This window comes from Novosphingobium sp. TCA1, assembly GCF_009811895.1.
GTDB lineage: Bacteria > Pseudomonadota > Alphaproteobacteria > Sphingomonadales > Sphingomonadaceae > Novosphingobium > Novosphingobium panipatense_A.
In genome coordinates this window covers 26,459-45,358 of record NZ_BLJH01000032.1, presented here as the reverse complement: position 1 = coordinate 45,358, position 18,900 = coordinate 26,459, and the positions used below count along the sequence as shown (strand labels likewise).

At 60.3% G+C, this 18,900-nt stretch carries 18 protein-coding genes and 1 pseudogene; 18 read left to right on the top strand and 1 reads right to left on the bottom strand.

From position 1 onward, the window contains the following. Positions 1-60 precede the first annotated feature (60 nt). Positions 61-2,835 (bottom strand): annotated as a pseudogene (locus tag NTCA1_RS23830) (Tn3 family transposase); the annotation flags it as partial. A gap of 140 nt (positions 2,836-2,975) precedes the next feature. Between NTCA1_RS23830 and NTCA1_RS23825 the strand changes: the two are divergent. The 18 genes from NTCA1_RS23825 to NTCA1_RS23740 all read left to right on the top strand — a co-directional run bounded on the left by NTCA1_RS23825 (position 2,976) and on the right by NTCA1_RS23740 (position 18,865). Next, the gene (locus NTCA1_RS23825) at positions 2,976-3,545 is read left to right on the top strand and encodes a recombinase family protein (RefSeq protein WP_017501669.1); all 570 of its coding nucleotides are present in this window, start codon (positions 2,976-2,978) and stop codon (positions 3,543-3,545) included. Further along, positions 3,546-4,919, top strand: coding sequence for a hypothetical protein (locus NTCA1_RS23820; RefSeq protein WP_046194048.1), 1,374 nt, complete (start codon positions 3,546-3,548; stop codon positions 4,917-4,919). 198 nt (positions 4,920-5,117) lie between these two features. After that, positions 5,118-5,426, top strand: coding sequence for a hypothetical protein (locus NTCA1_RS23815; protein ID WP_056379785.1), 309 nt, complete (start codon positions 5,118-5,120; stop codon positions 5,424-5,426). A gap of 59 nt (positions 5,427-5,485) precedes the next feature. Further along, on the top strand, positions 5,486-5,809 hold the full coding sequence (locus tag NTCA1_RS23810) for a hypothetical protein (RefSeq protein ID WP_004213198.1): 324 nt from the start codon (positions 5,486-5,488) through the stop codon (positions 5,807-5,809). Positions 5,810-5,823: 14 nt separating this feature from the next. Further along, positions 5,824-6,489, top strand: a complete 666-nt coding sequence (locus NTCA1_RS23805; protein WP_056379784.1) for a lytic transglycosylase domain-containing protein — start codon at positions 5,824-5,826, stop codon at positions 6,487-6,489. Between the two features lie 21 nt (positions 6,490-6,510). Next, on the top strand, positions 6,511-6,852 hold the full coding sequence (locus NTCA1_RS23800) for a TrbC/VirB2 family protein (RefSeq protein ID WP_056379783.1): 342 nt from the start codon (positions 6,511-6,513) through the stop codon (positions 6,850-6,852). A 6-nt stretch (positions 6,853-6,858) separates the two neighbouring features. Beyond that, positions 6,859-7,203, top strand: coding sequence for a type IV secretion system protein VirB3 (locus NTCA1_RS23795; RefSeq protein WP_006949650.1), 345 nt, complete (start codon positions 6,859-6,861; stop codon positions 7,201-7,203). After that, positions 7,190-9,574 carry a VirB4 family type IV secretion/conjugal transfer ATPase gene (locus NTCA1_RS23790; protein ID WP_006949654.1) on the top strand — a complete coding sequence of 795 codons (2,385 nt, stop codon included), beginning with the start codon at positions 7,190-7,192 and terminating at the stop codon, positions 9,572-9,574. The genes NTCA1_RS23795 and NTCA1_RS23790 overlap by 14 nt, the downstream gene beginning before the upstream one ends. A 13-nt stretch (positions 9,575-9,587) precedes the next feature. Beyond that, on the top strand, positions 9,588-10,301 hold the full coding sequence (locus NTCA1_RS23785) for a type IV secretion system protein (RefSeq protein ID WP_021223006.1): 714 nt from the start codon (positions 9,588-9,590) through the stop codon (positions 10,299-10,301). Between the two features lie 2 nt (positions 10,302-10,303). After that, positions 10,304-10,609, top strand: coding sequence for a hypothetical protein (locus NTCA1_RS23780; protein ID WP_056379782.1), 306 nt, complete (start codon positions 10,304-10,306; stop codon positions 10,607-10,609). A gap of 40 nt (positions 10,610-10,649) precedes the next feature. Further along, positions 10,650-11,666 (top strand): type IV secretion system protein, encoded by a 1,017-nt coding sequence (locus NTCA1_RS23775; protein WP_056379780.1) that lies wholly within the window; start codon positions 10,650-10,652, stop codon positions 11,664-11,666. Positions 11,667-11,676: 10 nt separating this feature from the next. Beyond that, positions 11,677-11,997, top strand: coding sequence for a hypothetical protein (locus tag NTCA1_RS23770; protein ID WP_056379789.1), 321 nt, complete (start codon positions 11,677-11,679; stop codon positions 11,995-11,997). A 9-nt stretch (positions 11,998-12,006) separates the two neighbouring features. Beyond that, positions 12,007-12,690 (top strand): virB8 family protein, encoded by a 684-nt coding sequence (locus tag NTCA1_RS23765; RefSeq protein ID WP_004213217.1) that lies wholly within the window; start codon positions 12,007-12,009, stop codon positions 12,688-12,690. Further along, on the top strand, positions 12,687-13,529 hold the full coding sequence (locus NTCA1_RS23760) for a TrbG/VirB9 family P-type conjugative transfer protein (RefSeq protein ID WP_021223056.1): 843 nt from the start codon (positions 12,687-12,689) through the stop codon (positions 13,527-13,529). The genes NTCA1_RS23765 and NTCA1_RS23760 overlap by 4 nt, the downstream gene beginning before the upstream one ends. 94 nt (positions 13,530-13,623) lie before the next feature. Beyond that, complete coding sequence (virB10, locus tag NTCA1_RS23755) at positions 13,624-14,799, top strand: type IV secretion system protein VirB10 (protein ID WP_236549538.1); 1,176 nt, start codon at positions 13,624-13,626, stop codon at positions 14,797-14,799. Further along, a complete protein-coding gene (gene virB11, locus NTCA1_RS23750; protein WP_056379775.1) occupies positions 14,796-15,788 on the top strand; it encodes a P-type DNA transfer ATPase VirB11 in 993 nt (330 codons plus the stop codon). The genes virB10 and virB11 overlap by 4 nt, the downstream gene beginning before the upstream one ends. Then, the gene (locus NTCA1_RS23745; protein ID WP_159832025.1) at positions 15,766-17,667 is read left to right on the top strand and encodes a type IV secretory system conjugative DNA transfer family protein; all 1,902 of its coding nucleotides are present in this window, start codon (positions 15,766-15,768) and stop codon (positions 17,665-17,667) included. Before virB11 ends, NTCA1_RS23745 begins: the two co-directional genes overlap by 23 nt. Then, positions 17,657-18,865: an LPD7 domain-containing protein gene (locus tag NTCA1_RS23740; protein WP_159832024.1), complete on the top strand. Its 1,209-nt coding sequence runs from the start codon at positions 17,657-17,659 to the stop codon at positions 18,863-18,865. The genes NTCA1_RS23745 and NTCA1_RS23740 overlap by 11 nt, the downstream gene beginning before the upstream one ends. Positions 18,866-18,900: the final 35 nt, after the last annotated feature.

Genomic DNA, 18,900 nt, shown 5'->3' with positions numbered 1-18,900 from the left:
CGCTCCATCCGTTCAATCTCCGCCAAGCATGCTCAAGCTTCACGATTTTTGCAACAGAGCCCAATAGACGATCGCCGCGATGACTAGGTTGAGGCCTGATGCCCGATATTGTTGAGCTTCATGGCTGCGGTCGATGATGCGGCCCTGGCGGAAGGTGTAGATCGCTTGCGTCAGGGCATGGCGCTGCTCGCTGTTGTTAAGGCCGGCATGGCATCGCCGGCGCAGATCGGGATTTTCAAGCCAGTCCAGCATGAACAGGGTCCGTTCGATCTTGCCGATCTCCTGTAGTGCGACGTCGAGCTGGTTCTGCCGTTCGTAGGCGGCGAGCTTTCGCAGCATGACCGACGGCGCGACGTGGCCAGCCTTGATCGACCCCACGAGGCGCAGCACGTCGTCCCATTGTTCATTGATGATGTCGGTGCGGATACGCTTGCCCAACAACGGGGCGATGGACGGATAGGCCGAAACCGGCGCGATCGGCGCAAGCCGCCTGTCCGGAAAGTCGCGCAGGCGCGGGCAGAAGCGAAATCCCAGCATCGCGCACAGGGCGAAGACATGGTCGGTCGCCCCGCCGGTGTCGGTGTAATGCTCGACGATCCTGAGATCGGTGCCATGGCTGGTGAGGCCGTCGAGGACATAGGGCGCTTCATGCGTGGCGGCCGAGATCACATTGACGTGGTAGGGCCCGCGCTGATCGGAAACATGGGTGTAGAAGCTGAAGCCATGATCGACGCCATAGCGGGCGTTGATGTCGCCGCCCGATGCGCCGCGCTTCGCGCCCCTGAAGAACTGACCATCGGAACTGGACGTTGTGCCGTCGCCCCATACCCGCGAGAATGGCAGGCGGTGGTGCGCGTTGATGAGAACGGCGAGCGCCGCGCGGTAGCTCTCGTCGCGGATATAGGCGTCATGGGTCCACAGGAGTTGATCGCGCGTGACTCCCTGGCTCGCGGCGGCCATGCGCGACAGGCCGAGATTGGTGGCGTCGGCGAGGATGGTGGCGAGCAGCGCATTTTCATTGGGACATGGCTCGCCGGTGCGCAGGTTGGTGAACGCCGAAAGAAAGCCAGTTTCCTGCGCCACCTCATGTAGCAGTTCGGTGATACGGATGCGTGGCATCATCGCATCGAGCCGGTCGGCCAGCGCTTCGGCGTCGGGCGTTGCGATCGTGCGAACGGGGGATATCTGGAGGCGGTCGTCGCGGTATCGCACACCCTCCAAAGCGTCGCGCTTCAGGCGCTGGGCGAATTTCTTCAGCCGCCAGTCCAGTTCGCGCCCCCGCTGTTCGAGCCATTCGCTGGCTGTAGGGGGCAGGCCAAGAGCCGATACGACCGGTTTCGCCTTTGCTTCGCTGAGCAGGTAGCTGTCGAACCGGCGGTATCCCGCCGATCGCTCCACCCAGACATCCCCGGAGCGGAGCTTGTTGCGCAGATGCGCGATCGTCGCGATCTCCCAGAGCCGTCGATTGATCTTGCCGTCGTCGCCCACGACGATTTTCCGCCATTCCTTGCGGAAGGGCATCGGAGCGTCGGTAGGCACATCGCGCTTGCCCGACCTGTTGACGTCGCGCAGTATCTCAATGGCGGCGATCGTTTTCGCGCTGCCCTTTCCGGCCCTGAACTGCAGCGCTTCAAGCAGATCAGGGGCGAACTTGCGCAACGTCGCATAGCGGTCGGCCGCGATCGTCAGCGGATCAAGATTGGCGGTTTCCGCGATCGTCGCCACTTCCGGTCTGGCCTTCAGGAGGGTGTGCCATCCTACCGAGGCGTCCAGGACCTCCATCGGGTCTTCGCCGGTATCGACCGCATCGGTCAGCGCGTCGATCGTCCTGCCAAAGATCAGCATCAGCCGCGCCACGTTCTTCGACGTGGTGGCATAGCTGCGTGCCTGAGCGTTTTTCGCGCGGGTGAAGATGCTGCCGATCAGCTTGTCCGCCATTTCCAGGGCGTTGTCGGTCAGTCGTTCTTCAAGATCGAGCAGGAAAGCGACAAGTGTGGCGCGTCGGCGGGAGGGGATATACCGCTCAATCATATAGGCAGGAGAAGCGCGGCCTTCCCTGACATATTGCCGAAAGCGGTCCGCATGGATGCGGCCAGCCACGTCCGGAGAAATGCCGATCTTCCGCACTTGCCGCAGGCGGTCGAGGATCTGGCGGATGTGATCGGGCTTAGCCGCAATGGGAATGGTCTTGAGCAAAGCGAGTTGGCTCGTGCCGCCGGCGTCGTCGAAGAGCTGATCGAGGGCGTTGACCTGTTCGGTGCTGAGATCGGCGATCAGAGCATAGGCAGCTTGCTTGCGCGCACGCGCGCGTCCCGCGCTGCTGGTGCGTTCGATGGTGGAGATGGACGGCAGCAAAATCCGGGCCTCGCGCAGGGCGGTGACCACGCCCATCGCAATCGTCATCCCCTTGTCGGTCGCCCATGCCGCTTTCGCGGCCGCTTCGATCATGAAGGGAATATCCGCACGGGTCGCCCCCCGAAGGCCCAAGCGCACCGCCAACTCACGGGCATGATCCGTCATTGTCTGATCCCGCGCCGCATAGTTGGCCAGCTCGGTTACGTGCAGACCAAGTTGCTCCGCGACGAAAGCGGCGAGATCATGGGGTATTGCTCCCCTGTCCTGTATCAACTGCGCAAGCGTGATGCCCGGGTGCCGCAGGAGCGCGAGTTGCAGCGCCACGCCCAACTGGTTCCGTCGCTCCCGTCGCGCGCCGATGATCTCGATATCGGAAGGCTCGAAGGTATAGAGCCGGGCCAAATGGTCGCGATCGGTTGGGATGGCGAGGATCTGATCGCGTTCGCTCTCGGTCAGGAGTTGATGCTTGCGCTTCGTCATGCCGGTTCCCGTCCACAAAAGGTCATCTGCGCCTATGGACAACCATGAGTAAAGAGACATAGTATGTGGACGGATGTCGATGGGGCGAAGCGGCTGTCCTCCATAGCGTCCACAGAACGACCGTTGGGGAGACGCACGGCATGGGCGATATTCTGGGCTATGCCCGCGTCAGCACCGGCGATCAGGATGTTTCGGGCCAAACCATGCGACTGGAGAAGGCCGGCGCCATCAAGGTGTTTACCGACGTCATGTCGGGCAAGAGCATGGAGCGGCCCGGTCTGGCCGAACTGATCGCCTATGCGCGTAAGGGTGATACCCTAGCGGTGGTCCGCCTCGATCGGCTCGGGCGCTCGTTGGCCGAATTGCTCGCCACGGTCGAGACGCTACGCGGCCAGGGCATCGCTCTTCTGAGTCTTGAGGAAAAGATCGACACATCGTCGGCCGCCGGCGAACTCATCTTCCATGTGTTCGGGGCCATTGCCCATTTCGAGCGACGGCTGATTTCCGAGCGGACCAGGGACGGCATCGCTGCCGCACGCGCCAAGGGCAAGCAGCCTGGCCGTCAGCCGCTCGACATGTCCAAGGTGGATGCCGCGATCAAACTGGTTGAAGCCCGTATCTCGCCGACCGAAGCGGCGCGGCAACTCGGCATCGGCCGATCGACTATCTATCGCGAAATGCGCCGCCTTGGCGTGGAAAGGCCTGCCTGAATGTCCAGACCGAAATCCGCTCACGATCTTTCCGGATTGATGAAGTACTTGGGCCGTGCGCCCTGGGACGAGATGATGGACGAGATGCTCGTCGCGCATCTTGGCCCGGCCTGCGATGCGATGGATCTTGAGCCTGATGATATATTCGACATCATCGGCGATCATTGGGAGGCGCAGCTGTGGGGCTGTGCTTTCGAAGACTTGCTCACACAGGAACTCGAGCCTGAAGGCCTCAATCTCGTCGATGAGTATCTCAAGCGCCGGGGCTGGAACGAGAAAGCGCCGAACAAGGCTTACATGCGCGCACTGCGCGATACGGTGATGTCGCTCTATGAGGTTAGCGAGGTCGTCCCCGGGCAGTCGATGACCTTGCGGGATCTTCTGCGCGATATTGCGCCGGTCACGGTGCGCGAACATAGCGCAACGCAGACCCTTGTTAACTGGGACAAGATCGCCGCACGGGTCATCGAGGTGAATGGCCGCCATGGGATTTCCGGCGCCTTATTACCGTTCAGCCCGGACGGCGCCGGGCGAGTGATCGAGGCCTTTTCCCAACTTGAAGACGATGGGCCAGGTACTGACCGACTGTCCCCTCCCGAAAGGGAAGGCCTCCTAAAAGCGTCAGGTCCGATTTTCACCAATATCTGGCTGCTTGATTGTCTGGGCAAGGCCATGTCCGGCAGCGTGCCGGAAATGGTCAATGCCGATGGCGATGATCTTGTGTTCCACCGTATCGTGTTCCCCCTGGCGAAGGGCGTGATCGGCAAGAGCGTGGTTCGCAGGCTGAACGCGGCGCAATGGCTGGAACCTGCGAGCGATACGTTCTGGAACTGGCTGGCGCCAGTGACGAAGAACAGGAAACCACGAACGACCAAAGGCGGGCAGGCTTTTGTGACAACCATGGAGGACGGCACACCTGTTTTTGCCAATGTCGAACTGGTGGGTCGCAAACTGATCGTTGAGGTCAATAGCGCCGCCCGCGCGGAGCAAGCGATCACGCATATGCGCGAATGGCTCGGTGATTGCGTGAGCACACCTATGACCGAAATTCGGACTATGGCCCAGTTCATGGCCGATGACGCCGCCCGCGCTCCGCAGGAAGAGCCGCTCGATATCCCGTCGGACGAAAGGGAGCGCATCGTTCATGAGATGCTGACACGCGAATATACCAAAACGCTTGATGAAGCGGTGCCCGCCCTCGGCAACAAGACACCGCGGGCTTTGGCCCGTACAAAGGCAGGCCGGGCGAAAGTTGCCGACTGGCTAAAATATATAGAGAATGGTGCGGCAAAATCCGGGACTGGCGAGCCAATGGCCACCTATGATTTTACGTGGATGTGGCAAGAGCTGGGGCTGATTGACTTCCGCCGTTGACCGCCCTCACATCGCCGTTCTGGTATTGTTCGGGTTTAGCGTTGTCTGGCGTACCATCCACGCGATGCCCTCTTATAAGCGTGCGCGCACATTTCATGGCGTTTATGTGCGCGCACGGCAAGAGACGACAAGCCGGGTTGCCCTCGCCGTCAAAGCGAGGATAGACATATCCTAATCGGTAAAAGGGAATAAATCACGATGCCGCATAGCGACGATTGGCAGTATGATCCGATCCTTGAGCGCGAACTAACCACCCGCCGCCCCGCTGGGGGATTGATCCAAGCGGTCGAGATTGCGCAGCTGCCGTCGAGTGAATGGATCATCAATGTCAAAGTATCGTGGCGTGGCGATAAGTGGCTGAATGTCTGCCTTTTCGAGCAACCGACGCTTAAAACCTACAAGCGACTGTCAAGTGCTGTGCGACATGTCGTGCTCGATTACGGATATGAGGATGACCATATCCGATTGGTCCCTGACAAACAATGTAGCAACAAAGTGGCGTTTTAGGCTTCCCTTTCCCCTTCATCGTGATATGTGCATAAATCTCGATGACGAGGGAGAAAGCGATGAAAGCTTTTAATTTCGCGCTCGCGACTGCCCTGGTGGGGGCTGCGGTGCAATCGACCCCCGCTGTAGCGTCGGACAATACCTGGGCATGTGAGGTTGTGCTGTGCATCTCCAACCCGGGTGGTCCGACGCAATATCCAGCCTGTGTTCCACCGATCACGAAACTGTGGCGCGTGCTGGCTCTCGGCGGCAGCTTCCCGACATGCACGGGCGGGGGCATCGCGAAGACCAAATACAAGAAGCCGGATGATGGGAGGCCTGGGCGCTTGACGGTCACTTGGACTGACGGGCGGCAACAGACCTACTATCAGCCGCGCAACTGACCGGGAGCGGGAGCGTGTTCCTCGAAACCGGAGCCGTTCTTGCGCTGGCGGCGCAATGCGCCCCAGCGGTATCACCGCATACGATCGCCGCGATCGTCGATGCGGAATCTTCGAACTATGTTTTTGCGATCAACGTCAACGGCGTGGCCACTCAGCCGCGCCGTCCGCGTAATGAGGCTGAGGCCATCGCAACCGCACGTTCCTATGTCGCGCGCGGCTACAGCGTGGATCTCGGCCTCGGCCAAATAAATTCACGCAACATGGGTTGGCTCGGCCTGACGTGGGACACTGTTTTCAAGCAGTGCGCCAATGTCGAAGCGGCAGGCCGTGTGCTCCTGTCCAATTTCCGTTCGGCCAAGACGGGTCGCACCCCGCAAGAGGCCCTTCGGGTCGCACTCAGCATGTATAACACAGGCTCTCAATCGAGAGGTTTCCGCAACGGCTATGTCGCCCGCGTGGAGAATGCAGGCCGGCGCGTTAGCGGTCGGCCTGCGACCGCAATCCCGACTGTCATCGTGGGCGATCAGCCCGCCAGCGCCGCCATGAGCGACACTGGCGCCGGTCGTGTGCCGGTGGAGCTGGCGGAAATCGCAGCGGAGAACATGGAGGCGGCTCCACCGCCTGCACCGCCTGCGTGGGATGTTTTCGGCCGCGCCCAACACGCGCGGATTGGTTCGTAAGGCGAAGATAGGAGTTGTCGAATGTTTCGTATCTGGAAGATCAAAGCTGAATCCCGGCTCGATGCGTTGCTCGCGCGTTTCAAGCCCTCGCCGCTCATGGCGCGCGCGCTGCCCCTGTCGCTGCTGGCAAGCCTGCTCGTAGCGGAGCCGGCTTTTGCGCAGGCAAACTTTGAAGGCCTGGCCGACAACATTCTCGGCCTGCTGAGCAACGGTTTGCTCCGCACGCTGGCGATCATTGCGATCATCGTCGTCGGCCTTTTGTGGTTCCTCGGCCGCGCTTCGGTGCAGATGCTCGTCACGGTCGTAGTTGGCGTGGTGATCGTGTTCTCCGCGCCGTGGATCGTCGACACGATTACGGGGTGATCGGGGATGGACGGTCAGGAAGAAATGACAAAAGACCCGCTGTTCTTGGCCGTCACCCGCCCCGCTTTGTGGGCGGGTGTTCCCATTGAAGCGGGCGCGCTCATCATCATGGCGGGCGCAATCACGTTGGTTGGTTCGGGCAATCCTCTCTACGGCGGCGCAGCCGCCGTCGCGCTTTATGCGATGGCGCGGCTTATCGTTCGGCATGACGTGAACGCATTCCGGCTGATCTTCCTGTGGGGCCGGACCAAAGCGGCGAACCGGAACCGCGTCTTTTGGGGTGGGTCGAGCTACACGCCGCTGCCGCTCTACGGAATCAAGCGAAAGGGATTTGGTCGTGGTGTTCGGTAAGAGCGCGCTCGCGGAGAAGGTGCCTTTTGACAAGGCCAAGCGGGAGGAAATGCCCGAGAAATTCTTGCCGTATTCGCGGCATGTCAATGAGCATGTGGTCGCCCTCGATAATGGCGATCTGATGCTCATGCTCGAACTGGATGGGCGGCCCTTCGAGACTTCGGACGTGCGCGATCTGAACGATTGGCACACGCGCCTCAACGGGGTCTGGCGCAATATCCATGACGAGCGGCTTTCGATCTGGACGCACATGCTGCGGATGCGCGTGCGCGACTATCCAGGCGGCACGTTCCGCTCCCATTTCGCCGCTAAGCTCGATCAAAAATATTATGAGCGGATGACGGCCGAACGCATGTTCCGCAACCGCTTTTTCATGACGGTCGTGATCCGCCCAACGGCAAACGCGACCGACAAGCTGATGGATTTCCTGCGCAAGAAGCAGGAGGACAAGAACGCCAATATCGCGGAAGCCCTAGAGCTGCTGGAAGACAAGGTGCGCGATCTGGAAAAGCTGCTGCTGCGCGTTCGTCCGCGCCGTGTCGGCATCTATGAGCACCGCGGCCTCCTGTTCTCCGAACCGCTGGAAATATTGAACCAGGTGATGACAGGGCGCTATCGGCGCTGCCCTCTGGTCCGTGGCCGTCTCGGCTCGGCGCTCTATGCGAGCCGCGCGATCATCGGCGCTGAGACATTTGAGGTCCGCGACGCCGATCATTCGATGTTCGGCGGCATTTTCGGTATTCGCGAGTATCCGTCATCGACAACGCCGCGCCAGTTTGAATCGCTGCTGTCGGTCGATTTCAGCCTCGCCATAACGCAGTCGTTCACGTTCCTGTCGCGCACAGCGGCAACAGAACGGTTTCGGCTTCGCCAGACCCAAATGGCGAACGCCGGTGACAAGGCGATCAGTCAGATGGATGAGCTGATCGACGCGGCCGACGATTTGCAATCGAACCGCTTCGTGCTGGGGGACCATCATTTCACGCTGACGGTGTTCGCGGAGGATTTGAAAAAGCTGCGCGATAACATGTCGATCGCGCGCGCGGCCCTGGCCGATACGGGCATGGTCGCCGCCCGCGAAAGCGCGGCGCTGGAAGCTGCCTATTGGTCGCAGCTGGTCGGCAATTTCGCGTGGAGGGCGCGCCCCGCGCCGATCACGTCATATAATTTCTCGGCGTTCTCGCCCTTCCATACCTTCCCGGCAGGGCACGAGGACGGCAATCATTGGGGGCCTGCGGTCGCCTTGCTCAAGACAAGCGCTCGCAGCCCCTATTACTTCAATTTCCATTCGGCGGACCTGGGCCATTCGATGGTCATTGGTCCATCGGGCGGCGGCAAGACGGTGCTGGTCAACTTCCTGATGGCGCAGCTCGAAAAGTTCAACGCGCGCCATATCTTCATCGACAAGGATCAGGGCGCGGAAATTTTTGTTCGAGCCAGCGGCGGCACCTATCTCGCGCTGCGCAACGGGGAGCCTACGGGCTTCGCTCCGCTCAAGGCGCTCGACAATACGGCTTCCCATCGCGCGTTCCTCGGTCGCTTCATCCGCCAGCTGGTGAAGCAAGAGGGTGCGCCGATCACGGTGCAGGAATCGCACCTGATCGACGATGGCATTGAAGCCGTGATGAAGCTGCCACGCGAGCAACGCTCGCTGTCGGCGCTGCGGACCATGCTCGGCATGTCGGATTCGGGCGGCGTCGGCGCGCGCCTGGTCAAGTGGACCTCCGAGGGGAACCTTGGCTGGGTTTTCGATAATGAGGAAGATTCCATGTCGCTCGAAGCCCGTTTCGTGGGCTTCGATATGACCGACTTCCTCGAAAACGCGGAAATCCGCACGCCGGTCATGCTCTACCTGTTCGAGCGGATAGACGCGCTCCTGACAGGCGAGCGCATGGTTATTGCGATTGACGAATTTTGGAAGGCTCTGGCCGATCCGGCGTTCACGGCATTCGCGCAGGATGGCCTCAAGACATACCGCAAGCGCAATGCCTTCCTCGTCTTTGCAACACAGTCGCCTGCGGACGCGCTGCGGTCCACGATCAGCCATTCGATCTTGGAGCAGGTCGCGACGAAAATCTTCCTGCCCAATCCGTTCGGCCAGCGCCGAGATTACATCGAAGGCTTCTCGCTGTCGGAGGCGGAATTTAAGCTGGTGCGCGAAGAGCTGTCGCCGGAAAGCCGCAAATTCCTCGTGAAGCAGGGCCATGACTCCGTTGTGGTCGGCCTGGATCTCATTGGCATGGACGATGAACTGGCCGTGCTGTCGGGGCGCGCTGAGACAACGGGCGTGGCCCGCGAAGTGATTGCCGAACTGGGCAATGATCCGAAGCTCTGGTTGCCGGAATTTCACCGGCGCCGGCGCCCAAGCTGAAAGGAGTGAGACTATGAAGCAGCTTTTCTTGGCGGCTGTGTCGATCGGGAGCCTTGCGGCCGCGACGCCAGCCAGTGCGCAGGGTATCCCTGTGTTCGATAGCACGTCCGTGCTCAAGCATATCGAACAAATCCAGAAGACCATGCAGATGATTGAGCAGGGTCGCCAGCAGATTGCGGAAGCGCAGCAGCTCTACCAAGGGCTGAACCAGCTGACCGATGTTTCCTCGATCGCCAACCAGCTCAAGACGGATTCGCTTCGCACGCTCGGCGTCGATGTGAACTCCCTCGAACGCATGGCGCGCGGCGATTTCAGCGGCGGCGGCGGCTACGGCGGCCGTTCCGATGCGATCTATCAGGACATGCTCGAACGTCTCGGCGTGTCCGCGAATGGCGATCAAACCGATGTTCGCTATCAGTCGGCGCGCTCGATCGCGATGGACAAGGCCATGGCCGAAGGGATGGGCGAAGCGGCCACATCGCGCGGCGAAGGCTTGGAAGAGCTGCGCAGTCGCCTAGCGTCGGCGTCAACGGCCAAGGAAGTTGCTGACCTACAAGCGCGCATCCAGCTCGAAAGTGCGTCGATGATGAACGACCAGCTCCGCGTCGATGCCATGGAGCGGGCGCGTCGGGCTGAGCAAGCGGCCAAAACGGCGGAAGCACTGTCCAGCTATTCCCGCGATCGTGAAGAGCAACTGGCCCGCGCACGGGCAGCGGCGGGAATGTAAGAATGCGAAAGATGGCCTTAGTAGCATTGAGCGCAGCCGGCTTAATCGCCGGCTGCCAACGCGCGCCCGCTTTTCCCGAAATCCTCATGACCTACCACGACGTGGAATGGCTCAAAGCCAATGAAGATCAAATTCCGGTGATCGTATCGGAGTGCGACAAGATCATGAACAGCGAACTCAAACAATCCGATCTTCCCATTCCCGTCGCCAAGAATTGCAGAGGCATCAAGTCCGCCATCGCGTCCATCAAATATTCCCGTGACCGAGAAGATCAGATGGCTCGCGCTCGCAAAGCGGCGGGAATGTGACAGCTCGAAGCTCAATTAAATAATAACGCGGAGCGATCTGGTGGAATACGATCTATTCACAAATGCCTATCAGGGCTTCGTCAACGAACTCAACTCTTCTGTAGTTTCAAACTACGCTGGGTTTGTTGGCTGGATCGCTGGGCCGCTCCGCACGGGAATGGTGATTTATATCATACTGCTCGGCTACGCTATCATGCGCGGTGCTGTGCAATACCCGTTCCGCGAATACGTCTATCGCTCCCTCATGCTCGCTGCACTCTATTGGGCTGTGACAAGCCTTTACGGAGCATCAATTGCACAAATGATCGTGACGGGGCTGCCTAATGAGTTTGCCTCAATCATCGGAGGCTCGCCAAATGGCGTCGGTGGGTCGTTTGATACGATGTGGGCGCGCGTCGATGTTGCGCTGATAGGGATGCAGGATGCCACCAAGGAATATGCGGAGCAGAACGCCAGCATGTGGGATTTGCAGGGGGCAGCGACTGCGATCATCCTGTGCATCGGCGCAACCATAATCATCTTGCTAACCGCTGTAGCCGCGTTGTTCGCGCTCGCGGTTGGCTTTGTGATCGTGCTCTATGCGCTGTTCGCGCTGGCCTGTCTGGCGGTGGTTGGTCCGATATTCGTCGGTGCGCTGCTGTTCGATTCCACCAGAAGCTACTTCTTCTCGTGGCTCGGTAGCGTCCTGAACTTCTTGATGCTGTCTTTGTTCGCATTGTTGCTGGTGCTTGTCGTCGCCAACGTCGCAGAATCTGCAACAGCATCCTTCGACGGTCAGTTTGAGCACGTTTGGGACACATGCGTTCGCATCATCGCCTTCTACGTCCTCGCCTGCTTCTTCTTCCTACAAATCCCCGGAATTGCGGCCTCGTTGGGCGGTGGTGCTGCTGCGATGGTGTCGCAGTTCGGTAACGCCGTGATGAGCGGTGGCGGGGCAGTGGCAACGGGCGCAGGGCACGCGGCCAGCGATGCCCGCGCCATGGGGGCCAGCATGGGACGGGGCTTCTCGTCGGCGGTTCGCCGTTGGCGCAACCGAAACACAATCACCAGAGCTTGAGGGAATGAATATGCGCAAGTTGCTTGGACTCGGAATCTGCCTGGCGCTGGCGGCCTGCGCAGGCCAGCCCGTCAAAAAACCAGCCAAATGCGAGGGGCCGATGCGGCCCGCAAATCCGCATGGGCTTACCCTTCCCTCGATCCCGGATCAGGCCGCGCAGCGAACCGCCCCGGCGAATGTGGACGTGTTCAATCAGGGCACACCGGCAACTCCGGACGCCGCCCCGGCAGACCCTGCCACTCCGGGGAATGAACAGTCGGACGCATCGCGGGCGGTCGAAGTGCCGCGTCTAAGCGCCTCGCTGCGCGGCCCGATCTACTCGAATTGCTGAGGTGTTACGATGGCAGTTGGTATTCCAAAGGACGAGCTGAAAGCCTATTTTGAAGAGGCTGCAAGCTGGGAACGTGACAAGCTTGCGGCGGCCGAGCGCTCCAAAAAGCTGGCGTGGGTCGTCGCTGGCGTTGCTGGCGCCCTCGCGACTGCTGGCGTTGTGGCCGTTGCAGCGCTGACGCCTCTGAAAACGGTCGAGCCATATGTTATTACGGTGGACCGTAACACGGGCGAGGCGTCGATCGCCGCCAAGCTCCACGGTGACGCGACGATCACCTATGACGAGGCGGTCCGTAAGTATTTCCTCGCTACCTATGTCCGCTATCGCGAAGGCTGGATAGCGGCCGCTCGCGAAGAATATTTCGATGCGGTCATGGTCATGTCGGCGCGGCCCGAACAGGATCGGTGGTCACGCTTCTACAAGACCGACAATCCCCAAAGTCCGCAAAACATCCTTGCGAACCGCACTGATGTTTTTGTCGAAATCAAGCGGGTGTCGTTCCTGGGCGGCAACGTCGCGCAGGTCTATTTCACCAAGGAATCTGTGACCGGCTCGAACTCGACCAAAACCGATGCCGTCGCGACCATCAAATACAAGGTCGATGGCACGCCGAGCAAGGAAGTGGACCGCTTCAAAAATCCGCTTGGCTATCAGGTCGAGAGCTATCGCGCTGACGTGGAGGTGCCCCAATGACCGTGTTGAAGTGGAGCGCCCCGTTTGCGCTCGCGATCGCGCTGGCTGCGTCGCCGGCGATGGCCGAAGAAACGCCCCATGCGACGGTGCTCGATCACCGGGTTCGTGAAGCGAACTACAATGATCGGCAAGTCTATGAGATTCCGGGCGTGTTCCGCATCGCCACGGAAATCGTCTTCGCCAAGGATGAAGTAGTCGAGCATGTGGCGCTGGGTGATACCGTGTCCTGGGAAGTCGCACCGGCTGCCAATTCGCTCTTCATCAAACCACGCGAGCGAGCGGGTCGCACGAACCTGACAGTCATTACACGTTCGCGCTATGGCCCGCGCAGCTATCGGTTCGCTCTGTCGCCAACGCAGCGGGGCAGCGGCTTCTATACGGTCGTTTTCCGCTATCCTGAACAGGAAGCGGCCGAAGCGCAGGCGCAAGCCGCCATGGCCCAGCTGGCCCAGCTGAAAGCCTTGGAACGCGGCGCGGTGAAGTCCGCGCTCGATATTGGCGTGCTGGAAGGCACGCGCAACGCCGATTACATCATGCAAGGATCGACGGCCATCCAGCCCTCCGAAGTGTCTGATAACGGACAGTTCACGGTGATGCGCTTCCCCAACCAGCGTGAGTTGCCGGCGTTCTTCATCGTCAATCCTGATGGATCGGAAGCCATCGCCTCCTTCGATGTGCGCGATGAATATGTGGTGCTGCACGGGGTTTACAGGACAATCCGGCTGCGCCGGGGCCTCGAAGTGCTCTGCATCCATAATCAGAAGACTGACTATTACGGGCGCGATCCCAAAACTGACACGGCCTCGGGGCTGGTCGAGCGAACCACAGGGGTTGAGTAAGATGGCTGCGAACGATCATGACAATGCGCCGCATGGCGACAACATCATTTCGCAGGGCGAGACGGTCGAAAACCGGCCCCTCGCATCGGAGCCGGTGCCCGATCCGGAAGACATTGAGCGGCAAAGCGAGCGCCAGGCCAAGATTGCCGCCCTTCCGAACAGGTCGATCGACCCCAAAAAGGCGGTCGTCCTCGCTGCGATTGCCTGCGGCGCGATCGTGCTCGGTTTCAGCACAATCGACGCGATGCGGAGCGATCCGACCGAAAAAGCCGAGAAAGCCGAAAAGCCGGATGAAAGGCAGCTCGCCAACTACGATCCCAAGTCGATCATAGCGCCAACGCTTGCCGATGCGCCAAATGATCCGAACGCGCCGGTGCCCATGACGGAAGTGCCCGCCCTTGATGGAAGCCAAGCGCCCCGCACAGCCGGGGCAAGCGGCCGCCCCCAAAAGTCTGAGGGGCAAGTCATCGCAGAGGCCCAACGCCGCGCCGGGATCATGGCTTATGGTGGCGAAAACAGCGGCGGCGTCGGTGGAGCGGTGGCAGCTGCCACCGGCCTGCCCATGGGCGGCGGCGCAGGAGCACAGGGCGCGCAGTTGATTGGTGCGTCGGCCGATGGCGATGGGCAAGGTGGATCGCGACGGACCAATCTGGAAAACATGCGCCAGACCTCGCAAATTGATCGGGTCTCGGGCCGCGACATTGGCAACCGCGATATGCTGATCCTCGCGGGTTCGTTCATTCCGTGCGTGCTGCAAACCGCGATGGATTCCAGTCAGCCCGGATATGTCAGCTGCATCATTCCCCGCGACATTTATTCGGACAACGGCCGCGTCGTTCTGCTGGAAAAGGGAACGCGCGTCCTGGGCGAATATCAAACCGGCGTCCAGCGCGGGAAATATCGTCTCTTTGCGGTATGGAACCGCGCCGTCACGCCTCGCGGCGTGGCGATCGACGTGGGTTCGCCCGCCAGCGATGCGCTTGGCCGTTCGGGCATGGCAGGCGGCGTGAAGAACTTCTTTTGGGAACGCTTCGGGGCGGCGCTGTTGTTCAGCTCGCTTAACGATGCCGCTTCGATCGCCGCCTCGGAAGTTTCCGACGCGGATAACGTCACGCGGGTTCCCAGCCAAGCGTCAGACACGATCTTGCGGGATACGATGCAGATTCAACCGGTGCTTCGTATCAATCAGGGCGCGGAAGTGGGGATCATGGTCGCGCGCGACTTCGATTTCTCCAACATCTACGGCCTGCGGCTTCGGCGCGGCCAATGAGCAATACGGCTGTCCTCGAAAACGCCTTGCTGCCGCTGCGCCCTCTGCTCGCGCGTGAGGACGTAACGGAGCTGGTGATTAACAACGCTGGCGAGGCTGCGATTGAAACGCGCGATGGGTGGTCCTGGGAGACATTGCCCGACCTCAATGAAAAGTCGCTGCTCGCGCTCGCGCGGGCAGCGGCGGCTTTCACGCATCAGGACATAAGCCAGTCCACGCCGATCTGCTCCACAATCCTCCCCAGCGGCGAGCGTGTGCAGCTGGTAGTGCCGCCTGCTGTCCCTGCCGGCACAGTCTCCATCACCATCCGCAAGCCATCATCGGTGACGTTGACGATGGAGGATTTCGAGCGCGGTGGGCTGTTTAGCGAGACAAAGATCGCAACCCGGCAAGTCTCGCCGCTCGATGTTGAATTGCGCGATCTGCTCGACGCAGGAAAGCACGTCGAATTTTTCCAAAAGGCAGTCCAGGGCCGCAAGAATATCCTGATTTCTGGCGCTACCGGCTCGGGAAAGACGACGCTCTCTAAGGGGCTGATCCAGCTCATTCCGCCGCATGAGCGTCTGCTGACGATCGAAGACACGCGCGAACTGGTGGTCCCGCATCGTAACGTGGTCCACATGCTCTATGCGAAGGACAAGCAGGGCACCGCGAAAATCTCTGCAAAGGATCTTCTGGAATCGGCCCTGCGTATGCGGCCTGACCGGATATTGTTGCAGGAGCTGCGCGACGGCACCGCGTTCTTCTATCTCCGCAACGTCAACTCGGGCCATCCTGGCTCGATCACGACGATCCATGCGGACTCGGCCGAACTCGCGTTCGAACAGCTGACATTGCTGGTCAAGGAAAGCGAGGGCGGCGCCGATCTGGCCCGTGACGACATTCGCAGCCTGCTCAAGCTGCTGGTTGATGTGGTCGTGCAGACCAAGAAGGTCGAAGGCCGCTTTCGCGTGACGGAGATATATTTTGATCCAGAAAACAGGCTCTAACAGGCTCGCACTGGCCCTCGTCCTCCTTCCGATCACACTCCTGCTGATCGGCCTGCTGACCGGCACGGTGGCGTGGTTCTTTCTCAAGATGCCCGCCGCGGCTTATGATCCGCTCAAGCTCCCCGGCTTCTTCTGGTATTACCGCCATGATCCTGTCGTGACCGAAGCGCTCTGGCGAGGGGCGGTCATTGGCGTGCCGCTGCCGGTGTTGCTTATGGCGATCGTCCTGCGGCCGAAAAAGAACCTTCACGGTGAAGCCCGCTTCGCGCGCGAAGGTGAAATCCGCAAGGCGGGCCTTCGCGCGAAAAAGGGCATTGTGCTCGGCCGCGTCCGCAACCGCTTCCTCATGGTGGGCAAGATGGAGCATGTATTGCTCGAAGCGCCTACCGGATCGGGCAAGGGCGTCGGCATCGTCATCCCCAATCTGTTGCAATGGCCGGATTCGGTTGTCGTGCTCGATATTAAGCGCGAGAACTATGAAATCACGGCGGGTTTCCGCCGCAAGGGCGGCCAAAAGGTTGTGCTGTTCAACCCTACGGACAGAGAAGGCCGCACGGCCCGCTACAACCCGCTTAGCTACATCAACAGGGCCGATCCAATTGAGGTCCTGGTCGAATTGCAGAAGATCGCGACGATGCTCTTCGTGCCCCCGGAGAAGGGCGAGGCATTCTGGACGGAATCAGCCCGCACGGCCTTTGTCGGCATTGCATCGTGGATCGCGGCCAAGCCTGAACGTCCCTTCTCGTTTGGCGAGATATACCGGACCATCACGATGCCGGGGATGAAGGCATTCTTCGCCAAGGAAGCTGGCGATAGCGCGCTATCGGAAGGGTGCCGCGCCGCGTTGAGCGATTTTACGTCCAGCGCGGACAACACATTCACCGGCATTATCCAGACCGTCACCTCGAAGCTCAATCTCTGGATCAATCCCATTGTCGATCGCGCGACGGCCGAAAGCGACTTTTCCCTGACGGACCTGCGCCGCATCCCGACCTCGATCTATCTCGGCGTCTCGCCGGATGAACTCGATAGGGTCGCGCCGCTCTACAATTTGTTTTTTCAGCAGCTGATCGACCTCAACACCCGGCAACTGCCCGACGATAGCGAAAAGCTGTCCGTGCTGCTCATTCTGGACGAATTTGCGCGGCTCGGCCGCGCCCAGGTCATTGCAAATGCGTTCTCCTATGTGCGCGGCTATGGGCTTCGTCTGCTCCCGGTCATCCAGTCCCGGTCCCAACTGCGGAATGTCTATGGTGAGCATGGCGCGGACGAAATCGTATCGAACTGCGGTGTCGAAATTGCCTTCACGCCGAAGGAGCTGCGGGTCGCAAAGGAACTGTCGGAACGCCTCGGCTTTCTCGGTCAGGATGCGGAAAGCCGGTCCCTGACGATACATGGATTGCTCGCCAATCGAAGCAAGACGATCTCGGAACAGCGCCGCGCGTTGATGCTCCCGCAAGAGCTGATGCAGCTGCCCGAAGACGATATTCTCGTCATCCGTGGCGGTATCCCCGTCATTCGCGGGAAGAAAATCCGCTATTTCAAGGATTCGGCTTTCCGCTCGCGCCTGACGACTGCCCCGGCAGTGCCGGCGCTGCCCAAGCCGGTCGTGCCGATCGCGCCCGTCGATGATCTGAGCGATGAAGAGCTGGCGGCTTTCAACGATTATTCCGCACTGGCCGATGACCAGGTGCAGGACATTCCCGAAGACGTTCTCGCCCTCGATCGCGACATGCCGAACCTCACGGTGAAGGACGGCAGCATGGCTTTCGATGAAATCGACTTCGACGACATTATTGGTCCCGATCCGACGAAAGAGGAATGGGAAGGTCAGCGCCGGGATCTAGTTCTAAGTGAAGGAGAAGAATATGGCCGATAATGGTGAACAGGCGCCCGCAAAATCAGCTGATGCACCGGCCAAGGCGTCGGATAAAGCCGACGCGCGCCTTTTTACGGTCAGCGACACGCGAGGCGCTAAGGTATTCCAGACCTTCCCCGAAGCCATTCAGGCGTTCGCAAAATCAAATATCCACGGCGATGTGGCACTTGATATGAAAGTCGGTGACAAGCGCGTGCAGCTGGCTTGGACGTCCTGGGAGAATGATGGGTCCAACGCCGTGCCGGGCTACTACAGCCCCTCCGTCAAATCCTACCTCCAGTCGGCGGACAAGGCCACGCCCGATCAGCTGCGCGAAAAGCTGGCGGCCGCACAGAAAGATATTGATAACTGGCCGAAGAAGCCCAAGCGTGAAGCGGCGCCCTCCCCCTCGGCCGACAAGACGCTCAACATTCATGAGGGCGCTCGCGCAAAATCCGGCCCGGAAGAAATGGCCGCACCTTCGCGCGCCGATCAGGCGGCAACGTCGAAACCCCAAGCCAAACAGGTTGACGATAAAGCCTTGGCGCTACCGGCCCAGCTCGAACGAAAATATCTGCGCGTAGGCGACGATCTGTTTCGAAGCGGTCGCGATGAAAAGCCCGATATGTCGATCAAGGGACAAGATGGCATCCGCATCAACAAGGACCATGCGATTGGCGATGCGGTCGCCATTGCGAAGCATAATGGCTGGCAGTCGATCCGTGTTCATGGCAGCGATGATTTCAAGAAGGCGGTCTATCTGGAAGCTGCCCGCGCCGGTGTCGCCGTCAAAGACTTCGAGCCTTCTCCCCAGCTGAAACTTGAGGGAGAGAGATTGGCGGCGCGTGACAAGGCGCGCGAAGCTCAAGACCCTACGAAAAGAGCGAGCATGGCAAAGCAAGACCCTACCGAGTCTCGCGCGGCGGCCGAACAATTCCGCCGTAACTCCCACCGCGAGAATGCGACCGATCCGCAATTCAAGGCCGCGCAATCGCACGTCCTGGCGGCCTCAATCGAAGCTAAGACGCGCTTTCCCAAAAAGGAGGATCAGGCGCGCTACGTCGAGAACGCGAAGGAAACGGTGGCCAAGCGGATTGAGAACGGCGGACCGATCCCTGCGGCACGTTTCGAGCAACAGCGCCAGAATGAGGCTACCCGCATAGCCCGCGAGGATTTGACGCTTCGCCAGCAGGAAAGAAAGCCGTCCCGCTCGCGCTAGATGCATGGCTCGTGCCTTTTGGAAATGGGAGCCGC

Bases quoted from the DNA above. Each gene is read 5' to 3' on its own strand.
- NTCA1_RS23825 (WP_017501669.1), top strand. From the start codon at position 2,976: ATGGGCGATATTCTGGGCTATGCCCGCGTCAGCACCGGCGATCAGGAT.
- NTCA1_RS23820 (WP_046194048.1), top strand. From the start codon at position 3,546: ATGTCCAGACCGAAATCCGCTCACGATCTTTCCGGATTGATGAAGTAC.
- NTCA1_RS23815 (WP_056379785.1), top strand. From the start codon at position 5,118: ATGCCGCATAGCGACGATTGGCAGTATGATCCGATCCTTGAGCGCGAA.
- NTCA1_RS23810 (WP_004213198.1), top strand. From the start codon at position 5,486: ATGAAAGCTTTTAATTTCGCGCTCGCGACTGCCCTGGTGGGGGCTGCG.
- NTCA1_RS23800 (WP_056379783.1), top strand. From the start codon at position 6,511: ATGTTTCGTATCTGGAAGATCAAAGCTGAATCCCGGCTCGATGCGTTG.
- NTCA1_RS23795 (WP_006949650.1), top strand. From the start codon at position 6,859: ATGGACGGTCAGGAAGAAATGACAAAAGACCCGCTGTTCTTGGCCGTC.
- NTCA1_RS23785 (WP_021223006.1), top strand. From the start codon at position 9,588: ATGAAGCAGCTTTTCTTGGCGGCTGTGTCGATCGGGAGCCTTGCGGCC.
- NTCA1_RS23780 (WP_056379782.1), top strand. From the start codon at position 10,304: ATGCGAAAGATGGCCTTAGTAGCATTGAGCGCAGCCGGCTTAATCGCC.
- NTCA1_RS23770 (WP_056379789.1), top strand. From the start codon at position 11,677: ATGCGCAAGTTGCTTGGACTCGGAATCTGCCTGGCGCTGGCGGCCTGC.
- NTCA1_RS23765 (WP_004213217.1), top strand. From the start codon at position 12,007: ATGGCAGTTGGTATTCCAAAGGACGAGCTGAAAGCCTATTTTGAAGAG.
- NTCA1_RS23760 (WP_021223056.1), top strand. From the start codon at position 12,687: ATGACCGTGTTGAAGTGGAGCGCCCCGTTTGCGCTCGCGATCGCGCTG.
- virB11 (WP_056379775.1), top strand. From the start codon at position 14,796: ATGAGCAATACGGCTGTCCTCGAAAACGCCTTGCTGCCGCTGCGCCCT.
- NTCA1_RS23740 (WP_159832024.1), top strand. From the start codon at position 17,657: ATGGCCGATAATGGTGAACAGGCGCCCGCAAAATCAGCTGATGCACCG.